Source organism: Mesorhizobium sp. WSM4906 (genome assembly GCF_029674625.1).
In the GTDB taxonomy this organism is placed as follows: Bacteria; Pseudomonadota; Alphaproteobacteria; order Rhizobiales; family Rhizobiaceae; genus Mesorhizobium.
The window spans coordinates 6,333,275-6,356,409 of record NZ_CP121355.1; the positions used below are offsets into that span (position 1 = coordinate 6,333,275).

Consider the following 23,135-nt stretch of genomic DNA (forward strand, 5'->3'; position numbering starts at 1 on the left):
TCCCCCACCTATGCTCAAATGCGCCTCGGCCGGTCCGCTAGGCCGCCTTGGAGGCGACACCCGCCATGCGGGCGTCCAGCACGTCCATCACCGTGTCGTAGGCCTGTGCCATTGGCGCGATCGCCTCGGCCAACCCGTCGAAGCGCTGCCGCGCCATCGCGCGGGCGAGCTTGAACTGCATGACCTTGGCGCCATCGGCAATGTCGCCGGCGGCTTGCGCCGCCTCGGCGAGGCAGGTTTCGCCGTGCTGCCCCAGCCATTCGAGATGACTGCCGAGGAGTTCGAAATTCGCGCCGACCTGCCGCAGCGTGTTGAAGGCATAGGTGTGGAAATAGTCCGGCGAGCGCGTCACCAGCGTTTCAGCGTGGCGGCCGAACGCCGCCGCATAGGCGCCGAGCGGATTGCGCTTCGGCCGCCGCTTCAGGTGATGCGCAAGCAGCGCCGCCGCGGTCCCGAACGCATCACGGGCCGGGCGCGTGGCGTCGAGCTTCACGAATTCCGCGTAAGGAAACAGCGGCAGGCCGCCGGCCGACACACCGTCCCCCGACTTATCATCCCATTGGCCGAAGATGCCGTCATAGTCTTCGCCCTCGAGCGCGAAGTAGCCGTCATTGTGGAAGTAGCGCATCTGCCGCCCCTTGGGGTCGAGCGCATTGATGCCGACCGTGGTCTTGGAATGGCCGCTGCGATAGGTGATGCCCTTGGTGTCGGGCAGGTAGAAGGCGTCGACCTCGACCAGCGGCAGCCGGCCGAGTTCGACTTGCGCAAGCACATGCGTCTCCAGCCGGTCGAAGACCGCCAGTTCCTGGATGTCCAGCCCCGCCAGCCTCTGCAGGTCGGCGATCGGGAACTTGAAGAAGGTGAACTGATCGCCCTCGAAGTCCTGCGCCACGGTGAAGCCGAGCGCCGCGACCGGATCGTGGCCGGTCGCGTGCAGCACCTCGATCAGGAGATCGACATAGCAGTTCGTCTGCGGCCAACGCCTGTTCGGATCGTGCAGCCGGTGCGGCCGGTAGCTGGCCGGATCGAGGCCCGCGATAGCTCTCAGCATATCACACGCTCCACAGCACGTCGCGGACCGCCGCCGGCCAGGCGTCCGCGTCCGGCCCGTGATGGCGGAACAGCGCCAGCGCCACACGCTCCAGCCCGAAGCCGACGCAGGCCGAATGGCAGAACTCCCCGTCGGCGAACTTCAGGCCCCAGGTCCGGCCAAAATGGTCCTGGTGATAATTGAAGCTCAAACAGGCGGTCGGCTTCTCGATGCTGGTCACCGGGATCAGCAGCTCGAATTTCAGGCCCTGGTCGCGCTGGTTGTTGGCCATCATCTTGCCGCCGCGGCCGAAGAACGGGTCGTTGGCAAGATCGACCTCGCAGGGCAGGTCGAGCGACTCGATCATCGCCTTGCCGCGCTTCAGCCAGCTTTCGCGGAACGAGCGCACCTGCTCGGCCGTGCCGATCTTGACGAACTCGCGCATGCGGAAGAGCTGCATGCGCGCCGGGTCCTTCGACGGCTCGTGGCGGAAGCAATAGGACGAGAGCTCGAACAGCAGGCCCTGCGCCGGCACCGGGCCGCGCGCGGCGACGGTGGGATAGAGCGGGTAGCAGGCGGCCGGTGTCAGCGCGACGTCCGTCGCCTTCTGCAGCTCCGTCCAGTCCCCGCCATCGGCCATCATGCCGAGCAGTTGCGCATGCTCCCGCTCGCCTCCCATGAAGGAATGCACACAGCCGGCAAGCTGCGGGAAGCTCTTCATGTAGCCGCTCTTCTCCAGCGTCGCACGGCTCATGCCCGGCGGAAAATGGATGCGGGTGGCCTTGTCGGGCGCGCCGAGCCGGGTGACGAGACGCTCGAACCGCTCGATCACTTCCTCGAACGTGCCCGAACGGCCGTAGAGGCCGTCGATGCCGGATTCGAACAGGATGCCGTTCTCGAACAGGCTGTCGAGCAGCGACTTGGAGTCGAATGTCTTGGCGTCCATCTCAGCCCCCCAGGCCGGTGTCGAAGCGGCTCATCAGCATGAGCGTCGCGGTATTGGAAAGGATGCGGTCGTTGGAGATCATCACCGGCGCCGAGGTCACGTCGCGCAAATGCCGGCCGACGCTGAACGGAGTGCCGTTCTTGTAGCCAAGGATGCCGTTGACCAGCATGGCCAGACGCGCCACGGCGCCTGCCTTCTCGCTGGCCGCGACCTTCAGCGCGTTGATCTCGGCGGCGAAGCCGATCGAAGACAGTGCGTCGTCGTCGCCCTTGGCCGCCTCGAAACGATGGATGGCGGCCGTCAGGTGCCCTTTCATCTCCTGCAAGAGGGCTGCCGCCTCGGCCAGCCTCAGCGCGCCCGGCGGCATGGCGTCGGGCTGCTTGCGCGCCGCCGCCTTGACGAAGGCCTGCGCCCGATTGAAGGCGTCGGCGGCGATGCCGAACCAGGTCGCCGCCCAGAAGATGTGCGAGCTGGCCAGCATCGACTGCGCCGCGATCTCGGAAAACGGCTTCGGGAATATCTGGGTCGCCTCACCCGTGGCGACGAGATGAAAACCGTCGGAGCAGGTGCCGCGCATGCCGAGCGTATCCCACACCGACGTGCGTTCCAGCGTGCGGTTGCCATCGGCCGGGATCACCACCATCACCTGATCGGAGCTTGCCGCATCGGGGGCGCGACGCGCCGTGGCGAGGATGGCGTCGGCATAATTGCCGTAGGAGATGACGGTGGCTTCCTTGGTCAGCGCGAAGCGCCCGCCGACAACCTCGACCGCGCAGATCGAATTGCGCAAGTTGCCGCCGATGCCGGCCTCCGTCGTCGCGGAAGCCATCAGAAGCTGCTCGTCGGCGATGCGCCGCATATAGGCGCGGTGCCAGTCGCTGGCGCCGCCATGAGTGACGAAGCTCGACGTCTTGATCTGGTGCATGGCATAGATCATCGCGCTTGAGCCGCAGGCTTGGCCGAGCTGGACGATGAGATCGGCGATCTGCATCGTGCCGAGCCCCTCGCCGCCGAGCTCGACCGGGATCGCCACGCCGAGCAGCCGCTCGCGCTTCAGCGCCTCGATCGTCTCTACCGGGAAACGGCCTTCCTTATCCACGGGGTCGGCATGGCCGGCGGCGATCTCGGCGACGCGGCGCATGCGTCCGGTTGCGGCTTCCGGCGCCTGCGCGAGCGAAGCCGCCTCGATCTTTCTCAACACGTTCATGACTCTATGCCGCCTTGCGGGTCAATTGCGAAACGGCGTCCGCGATGCTCGCGAGCGAAGAGAAGGTGCGCCGCGTCAGCATCGTCTCGGGGAATTCGATGTCGAATTCCTCTTCGAGCGCCAGCATCATCTGCACCGAGGCGAAGGAGGTCAGCCCCGCGTCGTAGAGATTGGCGTCGTCGGCGAGCGCGCCGAAATTTAGCGGAATCATCGGATGCTGCTCGAGCAGCGAGCGAATCTGGTCGATCATGGAGGCCCCACCCTTGCGTTTGCATGTTTGTGCGGGCGGCAATATTGCAGAGGCAGCGCAACCGTGGCGTTAACGCCGCCGGTCAGTTTCAACCATGCCTAAGGATCGGTAACGGATCGCAGTACAATTTTAAAGCTTCGGACACGGCAGGAAAAAGAGAATGGAGCCGTCGACCACGACGATGCCGGCCGCGCCTTAAAGCGCGTCGCGACCTTTCAGATTCGCTCCGTACGCTTCAGCTTTTTTGATCTTGCGCATATCTTTGTCCCGAAACCGGTTCCCACTTTCGGGAGACATGCCTCAGGCAGGAGGCGGAGGAAGGCTCAGTCGAAGAAGCCCTTATCCTCTTCCTTGAGATACTTCCCGGCTGCTTCGGCGTCGATATCGAGTCCCAGCCCCGGCGCTTCCAGCAAATCCACCATGCTGTCCTTCACGATCTGCGCCGGCAGGCCGACCACCAGATCCTCCCACCACGGGTCGGAGGCGCTCGGGTACTCGAAGGCGATGTAGTTGGCCGGCAAGGTTGCGCAGACATTGATCAGCGCGCCGAGACCGAGCAGGCCGTTCGCGGTGCCGTGCGGCGCCATAAGGATCGAGTGCATGTAGGCGTGCTCGGCGACCCATTTGAGCTCGGCAATGCCGCCTATGTCGGCGGGATCGGGGCCGATGACGCGCACCGCCTGCGTCTCGATCAGTTCCTTGAAATTGTGGCGCAGATAGATCTGCTCGCCCGTGTGGATCGGCGTCGAGGTGGAGGTGGTCAGTTCCCGATAGGCCTGCGGATTGACCCACGGCACATAGTCGCCGGTCAGCATGTCTTCGAGCCACATCAGATTGTACTTCTCGACCGCGCGAGCGAACTTGATCGCATCGGGCAGCATCCAGCCCGGGCCGCAGTCGAGCGCCAGGCTGACCTTGTCGCCCAGCACTTCCTTCATCGCCGCCACGCAGTCGAGCATATGATTGAAACCGCGCTCGCTGATCACACCCTGATCCATGGCGCCGTGATAGCCCGCCTTCTTCTGCGTCACGCCGTAGTGGAAGCCTTCTATCGTGTCCTTCATGTTGGAGTGGAACGAGATCCCCTGCTTGATCATGAAGAAGTTCTGCGGCTGCTCCATCATCCATTTGACGTCGGCGGCGTAGTCCTCCGGCCGGTCGCCCGTGCGCTTGCGGCGGATCGAGCCGTTGTAGACGCGCACCTTGTCGCGCACCTTGCCGCCAAGCAGTTTGTAGACCGGCACGCCCGCGGCCTTGCCGGCAATGTCCCACAGCGCATGCTCGATGGCGCTCACCGCCGCGCCATAGGGCTTGAACGAACCGCGCTGGCGGATCTTCAGCATCACCCGCTCGACGTCGGTCGGGTCCTCGCCGATCAGCGCCTCGCGGAAATGCAGCACAAAGGGCTTGAGGTAGGTTTTGGTGAACTCGACTTCGCCCAGGCCATAGAGGCCCTCATCGGTGACGACGCGAACGATGGGGTGCTTGCCGATGACGGCGCAGCGGAGGTCGGTGATCTTCATGGCGCAGTCCTATCTCACAGACGAGAAAGCTGTCGGCGTGAGCAACTGGCTGCTGATATTGGCAATGATCTGCCCGTCGCGCTCAGACTCGTCCCGGGCCTTGTGCCATGCCGGATCGGTGACGAAAGCCGCCCATTTCGCCTCACGCTCGGCCAGCGATCCCCAGGCGAGAAAATAGGTGAGGCGATTGCTGTTTTCGCCGATCGCCGTGGTGAAAAACCCGGCTTGCCGGATGCCATGGCTCTCCCAGATGGCCAGCGTTTGGTCGGAAAAGCGCTTGAGCAAAGCCGGCAGCCTGCCCGGCAGGCAGTCATAGATACGCAGTTCGTAGATCATGGTTTCGTCCGTTTCTTTCTTCGCCTCTCCCTTGGGAGATGTCGACACGAATGGTCGGTCGTCGGCCCCTGTGAGCCTGTGGGGGGAATGAGGGCAGAGGGCCTGGGCTAACTCCAGGTCCGGTCCCAGCTATATTCATTGTCCCAATGCTCGGTCGATTGCCATATCCCCGTGACACCGGGCTGCAGATGCCGGCTGATCACCTCGTCGACCACATCGTCTATGCCCAACCCCGGCTTGTCCGGAACGGTTATGAAGCCATCCTTCACCAGCGGCTTGGGGAGACCTGTGACGATGTCGTCCCACCACTCGACATCGGCGGAGTGGTATTCGAGCGCCATGAAGTTCTCGGTCGCGGTCGCGACATGCGCCGCGGCCATCGCGGCGATCGGACTTTCGGCCATGTGGATGGCCATGGCGACGCCGTGATCCTGAGCCATGTCGCCGATCTTCTTGGTCTCGAGGATGCCGCCGCTGGTGAGCAGGTCCGGGTGGATGACGGAGAGGCCGCCGCTCTTCAGCAGCGGCTCGAAGGCCTCCTTGAGGTAGATGTCCTCACCGGTGCAGATCGGCACCGTGGTGGCTTCCTGCAACCGCCGGTACTGCTCGGTGTACTGCCAGGGAATCACGTCCTCTAGCCAGGCCGGCACGTATTTCTCGATACGGCGCGACAGGCGAATGCCGTCCTGCAGCGAGATGTGGCCAACATGGTCGATGGCTAAGGGAATCTCGTAGCCGATGACCTCACGGACCTCGTGGATATACTGCTCCAGCAGGTCGATCCCTTTTTCGGTGAAATGCAGCCCAGTGAACGGGTGCTGCACGTTCTGCGCATCGTAGGCGAGGTTGCGTGCCTTACGCTCCTCGAGCGCGCCACCGCGGCCGCGTGGATTGGCGTAAAACCCTTCGAGCGCGCCGGCGGGCGCGACCACGGCGCCCGGGATATGGGCGATCTGCATCAAGCCCAGGTCCATCTTGAGGAAGGTGAAGCCGCGCTCCATGCGCGCCTTGAGGCGCTTGCCGGTTTCGGTGCCGCTCGGCTTCTCCGCGTCGGTATCGCAGTAGACGCGCACGTGATCGCGAAACTTGCCGCCGAGCATCTGGTAGATGGGCACGCCATAGGCCTTGCCGGCGAGATCCCAGAGCGCGATCTCGACCGCCGAGACGCCGCCGCCTTGGCGGCCGTGCCCGCCGAACTGCTTGATACGGCGGAACAGGCGGTCGATGTCGCAAGGGTTCTCGCCAAGCAACCGGCTCTTCAGCATCAGCGCATAAGTGGCGCTGGCGCCGTCGCGCACCTCGCCAAGCCCGACGATGCCCTGGTTGGTGTAGATCTTGAGCAGCGCCGAGGTGAACGGCGCGCCGACGATCTCGGCCACCCGCATGTCGGTGATGCGAAGGTCGGAGGGCTTGGAATTCGTGTTGACCCGATTGAGGGCCTCGTCGGCTCCATCGGTTTTTGGCATGGCCTATCCTCGCTTTGTTTGGCGGGGCTTGTTGCCCCGCATGCTGGACATGGAGGGTTGCTAGGCCAGCTCGATCTCGTGGGCCTGCAGATAGTCGCGGTTCATCTCGACGCCGAGACCAGGCTTCGACGTCAGCTTGAGGCTGCCGTTCGAAACGTCGAGCGGTCTGTCGATGAGGTGATCGTATTTGGAGAGATCCCACTCCGACGTTTCGAGCTTGTAGAAGTTGGGAACCGTCATCATCACCTGCGCTCCCGCAACCACGTTGATCGGTCCCGCGGCGTCGTGCGGCGAGACGGGAACGTAGTAGGCTTCGCAGAGGGCGGAAATCTTCTTCAGCTCGGTAATCCCGCCGGTCCAGGTCACGTCGGGCATGATGTAGTCGGCGAGCTTGTTCTCGAGCACCGGCACGAAATCCCATTTCGTGTGGCCGCGCTCGCCCCACGAGATGGCGGCGCTGACCTTCTCACGCACCTGCTTGAGCGCGTTGAGGCTCTCGGGCGGGCAAGGCTCCTCGAACCAATCGATCTGGCCCGCTTCCTCGAGGCTCCGACAGAGGCGAATGGCGGTGGGAACATCGAAGCGGCCATGCGCATCGATGAGGATGTCCACATCGGGTCCGGCCGTTTCGCGGATCAGGGCCGTCAGCTCGGCCGCTTCGCGTTCGTCCTTGCGCGTCATGCCACCGTCGAGGTAGCCGTCCCGCCTTTCGCGGGCCACGCCATCGACGCTGGGGCCCTGGTGGGGAAAAGGATCGAACTTGAGCCCGGTGTGTCCGGACTCGACAATATCCCGAATCTCGCGGACCACCGCCTCCTTGCTGGTGAATTTGGCCTGGTTGGGATGGGTGTAGAGGGCGATCTCATCGCGCACCGGCCCGCCCAGCAGCTCGTAGATCGGCTTGCCGAGGACTTTGCCGCGGATGTCCCAGAGGGCTATGTCGATGGCGCTGACGCATTCGACGGCGGCGCCGCGACTGCCCATGTAGGTGAAACTGCGGAAAATCTTGTGCCAGAGATGCTCGATACGCGCCGGGTCCTCGCCTGTCATGGCGGTACCGATCTGCCGCAGGATGGTGCACAGCGCGCGGTTGGCGAGCTTTGTCGTGGTGGTGATCTCTCCCCAACCGCTCACTCCCTCGTCGGTCGTCACTTCGACGAACAGATACTCTCCCCAACAGGAAGCATCGGACTTGATCAGCCACGGCCGGATACTCGTGATCTTCATCTCAACTGCCTTTATCTGAAGTTTCCAGGGGTGCCGATGTTCTAAGATTGGGCGTTCTATCCGGCCCGCGCGGCGTTGCGGGCACGCATGTGTTCGAGGATGTGCCGTCCGGAGCCCTCGACATGGCGGGCGACGAGTTCGGCCGCCTTGTCGGCATCTCCCGCCTTTACGAGCGCGATGAGCTCGCGGTGCTCGCGAATGATCGCGGCACGGCGCGCGAGGGTGAAATCGAAACGCCGGCTCACGGCGCGCAGCACTTCGCGATGCTTCCACCAAAGCTCGGCGGCATGGCGGTTGTAGTGCCGCTGGTACATCACGGTATGGAAGGCGGTATCGAGTTCACTGTGCCGGAATGTGTTGGCGAAGTTGTTTTCCTCGATCAGGCCTTGGAGACGTTCGAGTTCCGCGATGTCCTCGCCAGTGGCCATGTTCACGAACCATCGCGTCAGGGCCGGCTCGATCAGAACGCCGATCTCGTAGATATCGCGCACGAAATCCTGATCTATGGGTCGCACGCGCGCTCCGCGGTTGGGGGCAAAGATGACGAAGCCCTCGCCGCGCAACAGCTGCAAGGCCTCGCGCACGGGATTGGTCGAGGTGCCGTGACGCCGGGCGAGATCGCTGACCACAAGCCGTTCGTTGGCGGCCAGCCGCCCCTCGATGATGTCTTCCCTGATCAGTTCATAAAGCGAGGCGCCCTCGCTGGAGGCCCCTATGGGATCAATCCCCGCAGGTGGCTTCGCTTTAAAGTCGCTTGTTTCGGCCAAAGCCCGCTCCCCTAGGCTAATACACATTCTATCCGATTATCACGCAAAGTTTCGATAAACAATGTACGATCCAGCTCGTTGACAGACAATTCACGATCTGAAAACGTACAAGACGGCCGATGGGGTACACAGAACAGTGTCCCGCGGCCGAACGAGGAAGGACCGCTTGCCTCGAAGCGAAGCGGCGTGGGAGAGAAACCTGGAGGATACCTATGACGAGGATTACACTCGGCGGTGCCGTCCTGCGCGGCACTGTCTCAACTGCTTTAATGGCATCGTTGATGTCGGCGCCGGCACTGGCTGCGCCGCCGGTGGACCTGAGCAAGTGGTCGCCGGAATATGTGCGCTCGATTGCCGGCACGCAGGATTTTGACACGGCGGCCGATTGCGCCAAGGTCACCCCGCTCGACTACAAGGGGCGACTGACTTTCTGGTATCAGGGCGTGTTCGAGGGTGACCCCGACCTTCTGCGCCAGTACTACAAGGATTTCTTCGCAAACTTCCGCAAGACCTATCCGAACATCCAGCTCGAGGAACAGGCCCTCACCTACAACGACCTTCTGGACAAGGTCCGCACGGCGCTGCTCGGCAATGCAGCGCCGATGGCGGTCCGCCTGCAGATCCTGGGCGGCACCGAATTCGCCTCGAAGGGCTATTTGCAGCCGCTCAAGCCTGAGGATGTGGGTTATTCGACCGAGGATTTCTGGCCCGGCGCCATGAAGGCGGTGACCTGGGACGGGGTGACCTACGGCATTCCAACCAACAACGAGACGATGGCGTTCATCTGGAACGCCGACATCTTCAAGCGCGCGGGTCTCGATCCTAACAAGCCCCCGGCAACCTGGGACGACGTCGTCAAGTATTCCAAGCAGATCCATGACAAGCTCGGCATTGCCGGTTATGGCCTCGTGGCCCGCAAGAATGCCGGCAATACGCCGTACCGCTTCATGCCGCAGCTATGGGCCTATGGCGGCGGCGTCTTCGACGAAGCAAAGGCGAACCCGACCTATAAGGACATCGAGCTTAACAGCCCGCAGAGCAAGGCGGCGCTGCAGGCCTCCTACGACATGTATGTTCGCGACAAGTCGGTTCCGGTTTCGGCACTGACCAACCAGCAGGCCGACAACCAGCCTCTGTTCCTGGCCGGCCAGCTCGGCATGATGATCTCGCACCCGTCCGACTACAACGTCATGCTCGACCTGCAGAAGAAGGCGACCGGCACCGACAAGGACAAGGCGCAGACCGTCATCGACAACATGCGCTACGGCCTCATTCCGACCGGCCCCGACGGCAAGCGCGCAGTCGTGTTCGGCGGCTCGAACATTCACATCCTGAAGCCCGAATATGTCGAAGGCGGCAAGGTGGACGAGCCGGCCGCAAAAGCGATCATCTGCATGTGGACCAGCCCCGAATGGTCGCTGAAGATGGCATACGCCGGCTCGAACCCGGGCAACCTCAACGGCTTCAAGACCAAATGGATGAAGGAGCGTCTGGACAGCATCAAGTTCCTCGATGTTACAACGTCGATGTTGCCATACGGCATCCCGTTCCCAGCCCTGCCGCAGTCTCCCGAGATCATGAACATCATCGTTCCGGACATGCTGCAGAATGCCCTGACCGGGGCGATGACCGTCGACCAAGCGGCGGACGACGCGGCCAAGAGGGTAAAAGACCTGATGGGCGGCGGACTCTAGTCCAAGCCTGACCTGCGATCCGACCGGCTGCGCCGAGCGTGCAGCCGGTTCGTCCCGAAGAACAAGGGCACGCCACAAGTGACGATCGTGAACAGCAGCACCGAGGCTCGCCGAAGATTGCTGCCCGGCCGGCCGGGCGCGTTGCGGAGGATTGGGGAGCATCGCGCTGACTACGCGTACGTGCTCCCTGCGATCGTCGTGATGATGATCGTCATCGCCTACCCGATCTACTACACGATCGAATTGTCGTTCTTCAATACGCCGCCTGGCCTGCAGCTTAGGGACAAGATCTTCGTCGGCTTCGACAACTACACGGCCATCCTGACAAGTGAGGTATTCTGGAGGGTCACCTGGAACACGCTCATCTGGACGCTGGCGTCCACCTTCTTCTCCTTTGTCCTGGGGTTTGGCGCCGCGCTGGCGCTCCACCGCGACTTCGTCGGCCGCGGCGTCCTGCGCGCTATCCTGATCATCCCCTGGGTCATCAGCGCGGTCGCCGCCTCCTATATCTGGAAGTGGATCTACCATTCGGACTTTGGGATAATCGGCGCGATCCTGGTCCGCCTCGGATTGGCTGACCGGCCGCCCAATTTCATCGATAGCGTCAGCACGGTGCTGCCCTCCCTGATCGTCGTCAATATCTGGCGCGAGTTTCCGTTTGCCATGATCATGATGATGGCCGGCCTGCAGACGGTCCCCGACCAGTTGCTGCGCGCCGCGAAAGTCGACGGGGCCAATGCATGGCAGCGCTTCTGGCATGTAACTTTCCCGCATTTGAGGAACGTCTCGACGGTGACGATCCTGCTGCTGGCCGTGGCCAACTTCAATTCCTTCATCATCCCGTGGATCATGACCGGCGGCGGGCCGTCGAACGCATCGCATATCTGGATCACCCACATTTACGAGCTCGCCTTCGGCCGCCAGCGCTGGGGGGTGGCGTCGGCCTATTCGGTGCTTCTGTTCCTCATCCTGATGACGCTCGGCTACTTCTACGTCCGTGCGCTGAGCGGCAACGAGCGGAAGGATCGCGGCGCATGAGCACGATTGCCGAGACAGCTCCTCGAGACCGGACCCGTCGTCGCATGCGCATCGACGGATGGCGGTGGGGCGGGCGCATCTTCCTGGTGTTCATGCTGCTCTACACCGCGTTGCCGATGATCTGGATGCTGCTCACCTCGATCAAGTCGGGCTTCGCGGCGATGCGATTCCCGCCGCAATGGTGGCCCGACCAGCCGACCCTCGCCAGTTACCAGAAGCTGCTCGATCCGCAGAACAGCGTCGGCCAGGACTTCCTCCGCTTCTTCTGGAACAGCCTTTTCGTCTCGACCGCCACGACGATCCTTTCGGTGATCGTGGCGGTTCCCGCGGCCTACGCGTTCTCGCGCTTCACCTTCCCGGGCCGGAACTTCCTGTTCTTCGCGGTATTGCTGCGCAACATGTTCCCGGCGGTGATCTTTCTCGTGCCGCTCTTCGTCCTGATGCGGGCGATCGGACTGGTGAACACGCATGGATCGCTCATTCTCACCTACCTCACCTTTGGACTGCCGCTGGCGATCTGGCTGCTCAAGGGCTTCTACGACAACATCCCGGTGCAGCTCGAGCAGGCGGCGCGCATTGATGGAGCGACGCGGTTCCAGGCCTTCCTCCTGATCGTGATGCCGCTCTCGGCGCCGGGGATCATCGCCACGGCGATCTACTCCTTCATCGGTGCGTGGAACGAATACATCTACGCCTACACCTTCCTCTCCAAGAACGAACAGCTGACGCTGCCGGTCGGCATCCAGCGCTTTTTCTCAGAAAATACGACGGACTTTCCGGGCCTGATGGCGGCCAGCTTCATGATGAGCGTACCCGTCGTGGTGCTGTTCCTCGTCCTGCAACGATACTTCGTGCGCGCCCTTACAGAAGGCGCGGTCAAGCACTAGGAGCTGCCGATGGCCCATGTGGTCCTCAAAGATCTCGTCAAGACCTATGGCGGCTTCAAAGCCGTCAACGAGGTTTCGCTGACGGTCAATGACGGCGAGTTCGTTGCGCTCGTCGGCCCTTCGGGCTGCGGCAAGACAACCACGCTCAATCTCGTCGCGGGCCTGACCCCGATCACATCGGGCGACATCTTCATCGGCGACCGGGTGGTCAACGACCTCGACCCCAAAGACCGGGACATCGCAATGGTGTTCCAGAACTACGCGCTCTATCCGCAAAAGTCGGTCTATATGAACCTCGCCTTCCCGCTGCAGATGCGCAAGCTGCCCAGGGACGAGATCGACAAGAAGGTCAGGGAAGCGGCGCGCGTTCTCGACATGACGCAGTTGCTCGAGCGCAAGCCGCGCGAACTTTCGGGCGGGCAGCAGCAGCGCGTGGCGCTCGGCCGCGCCCTTGTTCGGGATCCGGCGGTATTCCTGATGGACGAACCGCTCTCCAATCTCGACGCGAAGCTGCGCGTGCAGATGCGGTCCGAGATCAAACGGTTCCATCAGGACCTGAAGGCGACGATCATCTATGTGACGCACGACCAGCTCGAGGCCGTGACCATGGCGGACAGGATGGCCGTGATGAACGGCGGCTACCTGCAGCAATACGATTCGCCGGCGCAGGTCTTCGCCCATCCCGTCAACATGTTCGTCGCAAGCTTCGTGGGCAGCCCGGCAATGAGCCTTATTCCGCTGGAGGCATCCACGGCAAACGGCGATACCGCTCTGACGAGCGCCGAGGGCTGGAGCCTCGCGCTGTCGCAACCCAACGCGCGCAAGGTCCAGGCGGCGACCACCAGGAAGGTCGTGCTGGGTGCGCGCCATTCGACGATCAAGCTGCACAAGAGCGCGGTCCCCGGCGCCATTCCGGCCAAGGCCTATACGGTGGAACCAACTGGAGACCTAACCTTCGTGCAAGCGTTCCTCTCCGGCGCCATCGTCAATATCAGTGTGTCACCCAACATCACCGTCACACCTGACGAGCAGATCTGGCTCGAGTTCGATCAGGAGCGCATGCACCTTTTCGACGGCGAAACTCAAATGGCTCTCGGTGCCCACTGAGACGGGGCGAATGCGTGTGCGTGGATGACGACAAAGCTTAAGATCACCGCCATCAAGCCTTATCCGGTGTGGGTGGGAACTCGCAACCAGATGCTCGTCAAGGTCGAGACTGACCAAGGCATCTTCGGCTGGGGCGAGAGCGGCTTGAGCGGCCGCGAGAAGGCCGTGGCCGGCGCGATCGAGCACTATCGCGAGTTTCTCGTCGGCCGCGACCCGATGCAGATCGGCCGGATCTGGCAGGAGGTCTATCGCAGCCAGTATTTCGAAGGCGGGCGGGTCCTGCAGGCGGCGATTTCGGCCATCGACATCGCCCTGCACGACATCAAGGGCAAGGCGCTCGGGGTGCCGGTCTACGAGCTGCTCGGCGGCAAGCAGCGCGACCGCATCCCGACCTTCGCCTCGACCGGAGACGAGGCCGAGGGCGACGCAGCCATCGAACGGGCCCGCGAACTGCGCGAACAGGGGTGGCAGGCGATCCGCTTCTTCCCGGTCGGGCAAAGCAGCAGGGACATCTTCGAGCCGCGCGAGTCGATCGGCGCCACGGCGACCATGCTGAACAAGGCGCGCGAAGCGCTTGGCGACGACGCCGTCCTCGGCATCGACTATCATCATCGGCTGTCGGTGGCCGAGGCGGCGAGCTTCTGCAACAAACTCGGCCGCGGCGTGCTCGATTTCCTCGAGGAGCCGATACGCGACGAGACGCCGGAGGCCTACGAGGCTCTTCGTACGATGACCGACATCCCCTTTGCCATCGGCGAGGAATTCGCCAGCAAGTGGCAGTTCATGCCTTACATCGAGCGCGGCATCCATCAGCTCAACCGGCTCGATGTCTGCAATGTCGGCGGACTTACGGAGGCGATGAAGGTCGCGGGCTGGAGCGAGGCGCACTACGTGGACCTGATGCCGCACAATCCCCTTGGCCCAGTGTGCACGGCCGCGACAATGCATCTCGCCGCCGCCGTGCCGAACTTCGCGTGGCTGGAGACAAGGGCGCCGGAAAGAAAGCTGGGCTTCGACAATTCAGAGTTTTTCCCCGTGCAGCCCCGGCTCGACGGCACAGACTATCCGGTCGGCGATCTGCCGGGGCTGGGCGTCGAGATCAACGAAGCAGCGATCCAGGCGCAGAGTTTCCGCTTCTGGGAAGCGCCTCACCTCAAGCGCCGCGACGGTTCCGTCACCAACTGGTAATGCCATCTCATCCGGAGTCCGACAATGACGCACACCCCCGACATCACGCGGCCGCCTAAGGACCTGATCGACGCACTGAAGGAGATCGGCGCCGCGACGGTTGCCGGCACGCTTGGCCATATGGGCTTTCGCAATCCGCATATGGTCGGTCCGGTAGCGCAAAATCACGGCAAGTCGATCGTCGGCCCGGCGTTGACGCTGCAGTTCCTGCCGCAGCGGCCGGATCTGTTCAACGAGGGAGAATATGCGGATCCGGAAACGCAGCTGCACCGGCACGTGCTCTATCACGCGCAGGAGGGCGACGTCGTCGTGGTCGACGCGCGCGGCGACATGAGCTCCGGCGTCTTCGGCGATATGATGTCGACCTATTTCAAGGGCAGAGGCGGCGCGGGCATCGTCATCGACGGATGCATGCGCGACCGGCCCAATGTCGAAAAGCTCGATCTGCCCCTCTGGTTGCGCGGCTGGACGCCCAACTACCATGTGCAAACCAGCATCTATCCCAACGCCGTCAACGTTCCGATTGCCTGCGGCGGCGTCACGGTGATCCCCGGCGACATCATCGTCGCCGACGATGACGGGGTGGTGGTGGTTCCAGTCTCAATGGCCCCGCAAGTGATCGAGGACGCGAAGAAGCATCACGATTGGGAAGAGTTCTCGCGGGAGAAGCTGATGCAGGGCGCGCCGTTGCAACGCTATTATCCGCTGCATGACGATGCCCGCGGGGAGTACGAGGCGTGGCGCAAGACAAGGCGCTAGGAGAAGCCAAGGTAGCGCATGGATCACCTCGCGGCGGATAGCACGATCCAGGAAAATCAGCGCAAGAAGGCGGTGGTACCGTTGGCTGGGCTCGAACCAGCGACCCCCAGATCCACAATCTGGTGCTCTAACCAACTGAGCTACAACGGCACGTCCGCTTGAGCGCAATCGAGAAGAAATCATTCTCCGCGTCCGCTCTGTCGTCGGCGATGCGTCCCTTACGGGCTAACAGAGTCTAATTCAAGGCCTTTGATAAGGCAAAGATCGGTTCGGCGAACCGGCACCCGTTTTAGCCGGGCAAAAGAAAAGGCCGGCGGGAGGAGGTGCCGGCCTTTTCCTGTTACGAGCCAGCGGGAGGAGGAGCTGGCTGGTCACCCCGGAGAGCGAAGGGAGGAGATTTCACTCCCCGGGTATTCATCTGCTCAATCTATCGCACATCTATTTGTCTGACAAAATGCGACGTTTTGATGCAGTTCGCAGCGCGTATCAGGCCGCCTTGACGTCCTTGATCGCCTTCTCGAAAGCGGTCTTGACCGGCTTGGAGACATCCTCGACGGCCTTGGAGGCAACGGTCTGGAAGTCCTTGGCCTGCTCGATGGCCATCTCGACGCGCTTGCGCAGGAAGGAGGTCTGCAGCTCGACGACCTCGGAAAGCGTCTTGGCGCCGACCAGGGCTTCGAGATGCGAGAAGCTGGCCTCGGCGTTGGCGCGCAGGATGGCGATGGACTTGAGCGACAGGTCGCTGGAAACGGTCTTGGCGGTCTCGTAGGTCGACTCCAGAACCTTCTGTGTCTCCTCGGCGCCGTTCTTCAACTTGGCATAGGCCTCTTTCGACTGCTCGACGCCCTTCTCGGCGAAAGCGCGGATCTGGTCGGTGGCCTTGGAAGCGTCGAAGCTCGGGAATTCGACGTTTTCGATGGTCTCAGCGGTCTTGCCAGTCTTGGACATTTTCCAACCTTTCAGGGGTAGCGGCTTTGACAGAAAGCCGTCTCGTTCATGTATGATGGCAATATAAAGGCAACTTTTGTGCATTGCAATATCTTTGTTGCAGCGCACCATAAAAATCGCCATATCATTAACCACGCGCCCAGAGATTTCGGCCGATACACGGCATGGCTTGTGGACCTTCGCCCCGTACGCTTTTATTAACAAAGCGTTAACCGAAAATGCCCGCTCCGGGGTTCGCCAGCACATGCCGCCTGAAAACTACTCCTTTCTCGATGTTGCCGTGCTCGACACAGTGCGCCAGCGCTTCGCCGCCGGAGACGCGCTTGCCATATTGTCGGCCGACCTCGAGCAGGTGATCTGGGCCAATGGTCCCGGCGCCGCGGTGTTCGGCTATCCTGATATCGAAGCCATCATCGGCGCCTCGGCACGACTGCCGCTCATCACCAGGCGGCAGATCATGGCGACCAGCGGCTTTCCGGACATCGGCAGCGACCGCACCATCACCGTCAGGCTGGCGACCGGCATGGTGAGCCGCGCCATCGGCTTGCTCGCCAGCACGGTGACGATGCCGGACGGCGAAAAGGCGATCCTGCTGGCGATACCAGCGGCACAGACCGGTTCGCGCAGTACCGCTGAAATCGCCAGCCGCGCCATAGGCGGCTTCACCGAGGCCGGACATTTCATCGCCTTCGTCGACGCCCGCGGCCATGTCGAGGCGGCTTCGGAAGGCTTCGCGGCGCTTGGCATCAAGCCGGAAACCCTGGCTGCCCTTGTCGCGGACGTGGCAAGTGCCGGAGACCGCGTCGTCAAGCGCCTTGTTCCCGGCGCAAGCACCTCCTACCCGGCCGGCTTCGCGCGACTGACCGACCAGCGCCATCTCCTGGTGGTGATCGACGAGGACCAGCTCGACGGCCAGCAGGACGACCGGCCTGGCGGCGATCAGGCGGCGGCGCCGGAAGGCGCGTCCGCCGCCCCCGAAGACAAGGGCATCGCCACCGAAGCCGAGTCGGTCCGAGAGCACGATATCTCGCCCCCGGCTGCGACCGCGGGTGGAGAGGCGGTTGCAACCCTGGCGGGGCCCGCTGATCGCGCCCAACCAACGCAAGAGACCACGGCCGACGCGCCGGATGCCACCAAGGCAGGCAAACGGACTGTCGATGCCGGCCCCGCGCAGCACGACCACTGGTATTTCAACGCCGGCGGCGACGATGTGCCTGAGCAGGAAGCACCGGCGCGGGTCGAACCGACGGATACCGTCGCCGAAAGCCGCCGGGATGTCGCCGAAACCGCCGCTCAGGCAGGGCCGGCCGCGGCTCGCAACATCGACCGTTCGGTGTCGCCGCTGCGTTTCGTCTGGCGCACCGACGCCGAGGGCAAATTCAGCGCGCTGTCGCCGGAATTCGCCGACATCGTCGGCAAGCCGGCCGCGGATGTGATCGGCCGCCGCTTCAAGGATGTCGCCACGACTTTCGGGCTCGACGCATCGGGCGAGATCGCCACCCTGCTCGAGCGGCGCGATACCTGGTCGGGACGCTCGGTGCTTTGGCCGGTGGCGGGCACGGACCTGAAGATCCCCGTCGATCTTGCGGCGCTGCCCGTCTATGGCCGCAGCCGCGCCTTCGAGGGCTTCCGCGGCTTCGGCGTCGCGCGCAGCGCCGACGCCGTCGTCGATCCGGAAGCGCTGGGCATGGCACTTGTACCCAATGGCGCCGCGCCAGCCGAAGCCGAACCTGCCGCAGAGCAGCCGGCGGCGGAGCCGCCGAAGTCTGCCGACCCGTTCCGGGGCGAGGTGCCCGCGCTGGCCATCGTGCCGAAGCCAGAGCGGCGCTATGCCGACAAGGTGATCCGGCTGGCCGAGCACAGGCAGCCGGCCAACGACAAGCAGCCAGGACCTGACAAGCCAGGAAGCGATAAGCCGGGACATGAGAGGGGCCTGTCGATCCTGGAGCGCAGCGCCTTTCGCGAGATCGGCGAGCGATTGCGGAAGGACAGTGCCGGCCCGGCCGAGCCGCTGACGGCTGAAGTTGAAAAGCAGCCCGATGCAACCACCGCCGGCCCAGCGGCCGAACAACCGACGACCGGTGAGAGGAAGACCGGCGAATCCGATCTGGCAGCGCCTGTCGTGACCAGCCATGATGCCGATGAGACGGCCGAGGCACAGACCGAGGCGGAAGATCAAAAGGATCTGGCTCGGCTCGACGGCACCGACGATGCTTCCGAGGCAACCGGCGAGGAAGCCTCACCCGCGTCCGGTTCGCTGCTCGACTATGCCGGACGCGAGAAAGCCGCCGATGAAGCGCCGGATTCCGAAACCCGCCAGACCGCCGCGACGGAAAAGGCGGTTGAGCCAAGGGCTGAACGGCCAGCCGAGGCCTCTAACGCCGGCGCTGACGACGACAGCATGACGGCCGACGACTTTCGCGATGCGGAAGACAGCGAGGACTGGGCCGGACCCGACGGCACCCTGCCCGCAGTTGAACAGCCCGGCGAAGCGAAAGCGACGCCTCCGGAACGGCCGCGCCTCACGGTGCCGCCGCTCAAGCTCGAAGGCTTCGTGCCGTCGGCCTTCTCCACCGGAGAGGAAGCGAGGGCGCCGGACACGTCCATCGTCGCCAGGCTGCCGGTGCCGCTACTCATCCATTCCGGCGATGTGCTGCACTACGCCAATGACGCCTTCCTCGAGCTCACCGGCTATGACGCGCTTGAGGACCTTACCGATGCCGGCGGGCTTGGCGCGCTGTTCTCCGACCACTACGCCGACGACGGCGAGGCCGCCGAAAGCGACCGTTCGCTGAAGCTCACGACCCGCCAGGGCCAGGAATTCCCGATCGATGCGCTGCTGCGCTCCGTGCCGTGGCGCGACGGCAAGGCGCTGATGCTGGTGGTGCGCCGCTCCGGCGAGGACGAAGCGCCGGCGGCGCACTTCGGCGCGGCAAACGACGAGCCGAGCCAACAGCCGGACGTTTCCGAGCTCAAGTCGCGCATCGCCGAAATGCGCACCATCATCGACACCGCCACCGACGGCGTGGTGCTGATCGGCCGCGACGGCAATATCCGCTCGATCAGCCGTCCGGCCGAAGCCCTGTTCGGCTTCGACAGCGACGAGATCGCCGGCAAGCCCTTCGCTTCGCTGTTCGCCATCGAGAGCCAGCGCGCGGCGCGCGACTATCTCGCCGGCCTCTCCGAGCCGGGTGTGGCCAGTCTGCTCAACGACGGGCGCGAGGTCATCGGCCGCGAGGCGCAGGGGCGCTTCATCCCGCTGTTCATGACCATCGGCAGGCTGCCCAACGACAGCGGCTTCTGTGCCGTCGTGCGCGACATCACCCAGTGGAAGCGTGCCGAGGAGGACCTCACCCAGGCGCGCGCCGTGGCAGAGCGCGCTTCCTCGCAGAAGACGGATTTCCTCGCCCGCATCAGCCACGAGATCCGCACGCCGCTCAACGCCATCATCGGCTTTTCGGAACTGATGGTGGACGAGAAGTTCGGTCCGGTCGCCAACGACCGCTACCGCGACTATCTGCGCGACATCAACCGTTCGGGCAATCACGTGCTCGACCTCGTCAACGATCTCCTGGATATCTCCAAGATCGAGGCCGGCCAGCAGGAGATGGCGTACGAAGCGGTGTCGCTCAACGACACGCTGGCCGAAACGGTGGCGATGATGCAGCCGCAGGCCAACCGCGAGCGCGTCATCATCCGCTCCAGCTTCGCCTCACGGCTGCCGGAAGTGGTGGCGGACGTGAGAAGCGTGCGCCAGATCGCCCTCAATATCCTGTCCAACGCCATCCGCTACACGCAGGCCGGCGGACAAGTGATCGTCTCCACCGCCTACGAGGCCTCCGGCGACGTCGTCATGCGGGTGCGCGACACCGGCATCGGCATGACGCAGGCCGAAATCGAGCAGGCGCTGAAGCCATTCAAGCAGATCAACGCGCTGAAACGCGGCCGCGGCGACGGCACCGGCCTTGGACTGCCGCTGACCAAGGCGATGGTGGAGGCGAACCGCGCACGCTTCACCATCACCTCGACGCCCGGCGAAGGCACACTGGTCGAGATCGCCTTCCCTTCGACGCGCGTGCTGGCCGAATAATCGCGTTTTCGGCTCGCGATCCAGGAAAGAAAAAAGGCGTCCAATGGACGCCTTGAAATGGGATTGCTGTCACAACGGGGACTTGAGCGAATCTGATCCTCAGGGGACGAGGAACGGGATTTCTCCCTCAAGTTACGTGCGACTATCGGCGCCGTCCCTTAACAAGTCCTTACCGGGGGCCGAAAAAATTTACGAATGTGTACCACTCGTGAAATCTAGGTAAATTCGACCGCCACTTTTTGTTAACTATGCGGATGCCGTTCTACGACCTGACGTATCGCGGACCTTGGCGATTGGCCGAAGCCTTCGTGACGTCGTCATCCTTGGGCGAAGCAGGAGCGAAGCTCCGTCGCGGAGACCCAAGGATCCATGCCGTTACCTCAGCCGAAGAGTGCAGCGGGAGCAGAATTCTGTAAACGTTGCAACGCCTTAGCATCACGGAATGGATCCTAGGGTCTGCGCGCGTCGCTTCGCTCCTTGCTCCGCCCTAGGATGACGACCGCGAAGGCGTTTCGCTAATCTTGAACGTTGTGACGGGTCACTCCAACAAAGCAGGAAATCTCTGCCGGCAACAAGCCGCCTGGCTCTAGCTCTCGAGCTGCGGCAGGTTCCTGAACAGTTCCAGCGCCTCGGGGTTGGCGAGCGCCTCCTTGTTCTTGACGGCGCGGCCATGGACCACGTCGCGCACGGCGAGCTCGGTGATCTTGCCCGATTTGGTGCGCGGGATATCGGTGACGGCAACGATCTTGGCCGGCACGTGGCGGGGGCTGGCGCCTGTGCGGATCCTGGCGCGGATGCGCTTTTCCAGATCCTCGTCGAGGGCGACGCCGGCGGCCAGCCGCACGAACAGCACGACGCGCACGTCATTGTCGAAATCCTGGCCGATGCAGAGCGCCTCCAGGATCTCCGGCATCTGCTCGACCTGGTTGTAGATTTCGGCGGTGCCTATCCTCACTCCGCCCGGATTGAGCGTGGCGTCGGAGCGACCATGGATGATCATGCCGCCATGCGCCGTCCACTCGGCGAAGTCGCCATGGCACCAGATATTGTCGAAACGCTCGAAATAGGCGGCGCGATATTTCTTGCCTTCCGGGTCGTTCCAGAAGCCGATCGGCATCGACGGGAACGCCTTGGTGCAGACGAGCTCGCCCTTCTCCTGCCTGACCGGCTTGCCGTCGTCGTCCCAGACGTCGACCGCAAGGCCAAGGCCGGGACCCTGGATCTCGCCGGTCCAGACCGGCTCTGTCGGCACGCCGAGCACGAAGCAGGAGACGATGTCGGTGCCGCCGGAAATCGAGGCCAGGTGCACGTCCTTCTTGATACCATCATAGACGAAGCGGAAATCCTCCGGTGACAGTGGCGAGCCGGTGGAGGAGATGGTGCGCACGCTTTCGAGGTCGTGGCTCTTGATGGGCTTCAGCCCCGCCTTGCGCACGGAATCGATGAACTTCGCCGAGGTGCCGAAATAGGTCATCTTCTCGGCGTCGGCGAAATCGAACAGCGCATTGCCGTCGGGATAGAAGGGCGAGCCGTCGTAGAGCAGCAAGGTCGCGCCCGAGGCGAGGCCCGAGACCAGCCAGTTCCACATCATCCAGCCGCAGGTGGTGAAGTAGAAGAAAAGGTCGCCGTCGAGCAGGCCGGCGTGCAGGCGCTGTTCCTTGACGTGCTGGATCAGCGTGCCGCCGGCCGAATGCACGATGCATTTCGGAATGCCGGTCGTGCCGGAGGAGAAAAGGATGTAGAGCGGGTGCGAAAACGGCAGCCGCTCGAAGGCGAGCGGCTTGACCGCGTAGGGCGAGAGCGCTTCTTCAAGCGCCGCTGCCTCGTCGATGGTGGCGGCGACATCGGCGGAGGTTCCGAGATAGTCGACGATCAGCACCTTGCGCAGGGTTGTCAGCTTCGCTGCCACCGCCCGGACCTTGTCGGCGACCTCGATCGCCTTGCCGTTGTACCAATAGCCGTCGGGGGCGATGAAGACGACCGGCTCGATCTGGCCGAAACGGTCGAGCACGCCCTGTTCGCCGAAATCGGGCGAGCAGGAAGACCAGACCGCGCCGATCGAGCTTGCCGCCAGCATGGCGGCGACGGTCTCGGGCATATTGGGCATCATCGCGGCGATGCGATCGCCCTCTCTGACCCCGAGCGACACAAAGAGCTGCTGCAGGCGCGAGGTGAGCGCGTGAAGCTCGTTCCAGGACAGCCGGCGCTCGACCTTGTCCTCGCCGCGGAAGACGATGGCCAGACCGCCGCCGGTCTTCTTCAGGAGGTTTTCGGCGAAATTGAGCTTCGCATCGGGAAAGAAGGCCGCACCCGGCATCTTCTCGCCATCGACGAGGCCGCGCTCGCCCTTGTCGCCGACAAGCCCGCAGAAATCCCAGACCAGGCTCCAGAACGCCTCGCGATCTTCGATCGACCAGCGATGCAGCTCCGCATAGCTGGAGAAAGCCTCTCCCGACTTCGCTGCGGCCGCCTTCATGAAGGCGGTCATGGGCGCGGAGGCGATCCGGTCCTGCGTCGGCGTCCACAAAGGGGTGTCGGCGGCCATCATCGTTCCTCCCAAAGCGCGTCGCGATTGCGGCAGTTAAGCCTGATGTCGCCTGCGTCGTTGTCCCAAAACCGGCGTGGCGTTTGCGGGCCGGACGGGTTTATCGCTTATGCATACCGCAGCGCAG

General features: G+C 63.4%; 18 protein-coding genes and 1 tRNA gene. 7 read left to right on the forward strand and 12 right to left on the reverse strand.

The features are described from left to right. Positions 1 to 37: 37 nt before the first annotated feature. The 9 genes from QAZ22_RS30620 to QAZ22_RS30660 all read right to left on the reverse strand — a co-directional run bounded on the left by QAZ22_RS30620 (position 38) and on the right by QAZ22_RS30660 (position 8,752). The gene (locus tag QAZ22_RS30620) at positions 38 to 1,051 is read right to left on the reverse strand and encodes a DUF1839 family protein (protein WP_278204642.1); all 1,014 of its coding nucleotides are present in this window, start codon (positions 1,049 to 1,051) and stop codon (positions 38 to 40) included. A 1-nt stretch (position 1,052) separates the two neighbouring features. Continuing rightward, positions 1,053 to 1,976, reverse strand: coding sequence for an amino acid--[acyl-carrier-protein] ligase (locus QAZ22_RS30625; protein ID WP_278204643.1), 924 nt, complete (start codon positions 1,974 to 1,976; stop codon positions 1,053 to 1,055). 1 nt (position 1,977) lies between these two features. After that, the gene (locus QAZ22_RS30630; protein ID WP_278207991.1) at positions 1,978 to 3,117 is read right to left on the reverse strand and encodes an acyl-CoA dehydrogenase family protein; all 1,140 of its coding nucleotides are present in this window, start codon (positions 3,115 to 3,117) and stop codon (positions 1,978 to 1,980) included. Positions 3,118 to 3,187: 70 nt separating this feature from the next. After that, complete coding sequence (locus QAZ22_RS30635) at positions 3,188 to 3,433, reverse strand: acyl carrier protein (RefSeq protein ID WP_066997751.1); 246 nt, start codon at positions 3,431 to 3,433, stop codon at positions 3,188 to 3,190. A gap of 323 nt (positions 3,434 to 3,756) precedes the next feature. Further along, on the reverse strand, positions 3,757 to 4,956 hold the full coding sequence (locus tag QAZ22_RS30640) for a mandelate racemase/muconate lactonizing enzyme family protein (protein ID WP_278204644.1): 1,200 nt from the start codon (positions 4,954 to 4,956) through the stop codon (positions 3,757 to 3,759). 9 nt (positions 4,957 to 4,965) lie between these two features. Then, complete coding sequence (locus QAZ22_RS30645; RefSeq protein WP_278204645.1) at positions 4,966 to 5,292, reverse strand: NIPSNAP family protein; 327 nt, start codon at positions 5,290 to 5,292, stop codon at positions 4,966 to 4,968. Between the two features lie 107 nt (positions 5,293 to 5,399). Next, positions 5,400 to 6,758 (reverse strand): mandelate racemase/muconate lactonizing enzyme family protein, encoded by a 1,359-nt coding sequence (locus QAZ22_RS30650; protein ID WP_278204646.1) that lies wholly within the window; start codon positions 6,756 to 6,758, stop codon positions 5,400 to 5,402. Between the two features lie 60 nt (positions 6,759 to 6,818). After that, positions 6,819 to 7,985 carry a mandelate racemase/muconate lactonizing enzyme family protein gene (locus tag QAZ22_RS30655; protein WP_278204647.1) on the reverse strand — a complete coding sequence of 389 codons (1,167 nt, stop codon included), beginning with the start codon at positions 7,983 to 7,985 and terminating at the stop codon, positions 6,819 to 6,821. A 56-nt stretch (positions 7,986 to 8,041) separates the two neighbouring features. After that, the gene (locus QAZ22_RS30660; RefSeq protein ID WP_278204648.1) at positions 8,042 to 8,752 is read right to left on the reverse strand and encodes a GntR family transcriptional regulator; all 711 of its coding nucleotides are present in this window, start codon (positions 8,750 to 8,752) and stop codon (positions 8,042 to 8,044) included. A 212-nt stretch (positions 8,753 to 8,964) separates the two neighbouring features. Between QAZ22_RS30660 and QAZ22_RS30665 the strand changes: the two genes are divergently transcribed. From QAZ22_RS30665 to QAZ22_RS30690, 6 genes are all read left to right on the forward strand, one after another. Beyond that, on the forward strand, positions 8,965 to 10,446 hold the full coding sequence (locus tag QAZ22_RS30665; protein WP_278204649.1) for a sugar ABC transporter substrate-binding protein: 1,482 nt from the start codon (positions 8,965 to 8,967) through the stop codon (positions 10,444 to 10,446). A gap of 78 nt (positions 10,447 to 10,524) precedes the next feature. Then, entirely contained in the window at positions 10,525 to 11,484 is a 960-nt protein-coding gene (locus tag QAZ22_RS30670; RefSeq protein ID WP_278204650.1) for a sugar ABC transporter permease, read from the forward strand. Further along, on the forward strand, positions 11,481 to 12,371 hold the full coding sequence (locus QAZ22_RS30675; RefSeq protein ID WP_278204651.1) for a carbohydrate ABC transporter permease: 891 nt from the start codon (positions 11,481 to 11,483) through the stop codon (positions 12,369 to 12,371). Before QAZ22_RS30670 ends, QAZ22_RS30675 begins: the two co-directional genes overlap by 4 nt. A 9-nt stretch (positions 12,372 to 12,380) precedes the next feature. Next, complete coding sequence (locus QAZ22_RS30680; RefSeq protein ID WP_278204652.1) at positions 12,381 to 13,478, forward strand: ABC transporter ATP-binding protein; 1,098 nt, start codon at positions 12,381 to 12,383, stop codon at positions 13,476 to 13,478. A gap of 24 nt (positions 13,479 to 13,502) precedes the next feature. Further along, entirely contained in the window at positions 13,503 to 14,666 is a 1,164-nt protein-coding gene (locus QAZ22_RS30685; protein ID WP_278204653.1) for a mandelate racemase/muconate lactonizing enzyme family protein, read from the forward strand. A 24-nt stretch (positions 14,667 to 14,690) separates the two neighbouring features. Further along, positions 14,691 to 15,425: a ribonuclease activity regulator RraA gene (locus QAZ22_RS30690; RefSeq protein ID WP_278204655.1), complete on the forward strand. Its 735-nt coding sequence runs from the start codon at positions 14,691 to 14,693 to the stop codon at positions 15,423 to 15,425. Between the two features lie 73 nt (positions 15,426 to 15,498). On the opposite strand, the gene QAZ22_RS30695 is transcribed toward QAZ22_RS30690, so the two are convergent. Next, positions 15,499 to 15,575, reverse strand: a tRNA-His gene (locus tag QAZ22_RS30695). Positions 15,576 to 15,911: 336 nt separating this feature from the next. Further along, entirely contained in the window at positions 15,912 to 16,373 is a 462-nt protein-coding gene (locus QAZ22_RS30700) for a phasin (RefSeq protein ID WP_278075350.1), read from the reverse strand. Between the two features lie 244 nt (positions 16,374 to 16,617). Between QAZ22_RS30700 and QAZ22_RS30705 the strand changes: the two genes are divergently transcribed. Continuing rightward, positions 16,618 to 20,463 (forward strand): PAS domain S-box protein, encoded by a 3,846-nt coding sequence (locus QAZ22_RS30705; protein WP_278204657.1) that lies wholly within the window; start codon positions 16,618 to 16,620, stop codon positions 20,461 to 20,463. Between the two features lie 586 nt (positions 20,464 to 21,049). On the opposite strand, the gene QAZ22_RS30710 is transcribed toward QAZ22_RS30705, so the two are convergent. Next, positions 21,050 to 23,008 (reverse strand): acetoacetate--CoA ligase, encoded by a 1,959-nt coding sequence (locus QAZ22_RS30710; RefSeq protein ID WP_278204658.1) that lies wholly within the window; start codon positions 23,006 to 23,008, stop codon positions 21,050 to 21,052. Positions 23,009 to 23,135 lie beyond the last annotated feature (127 nt).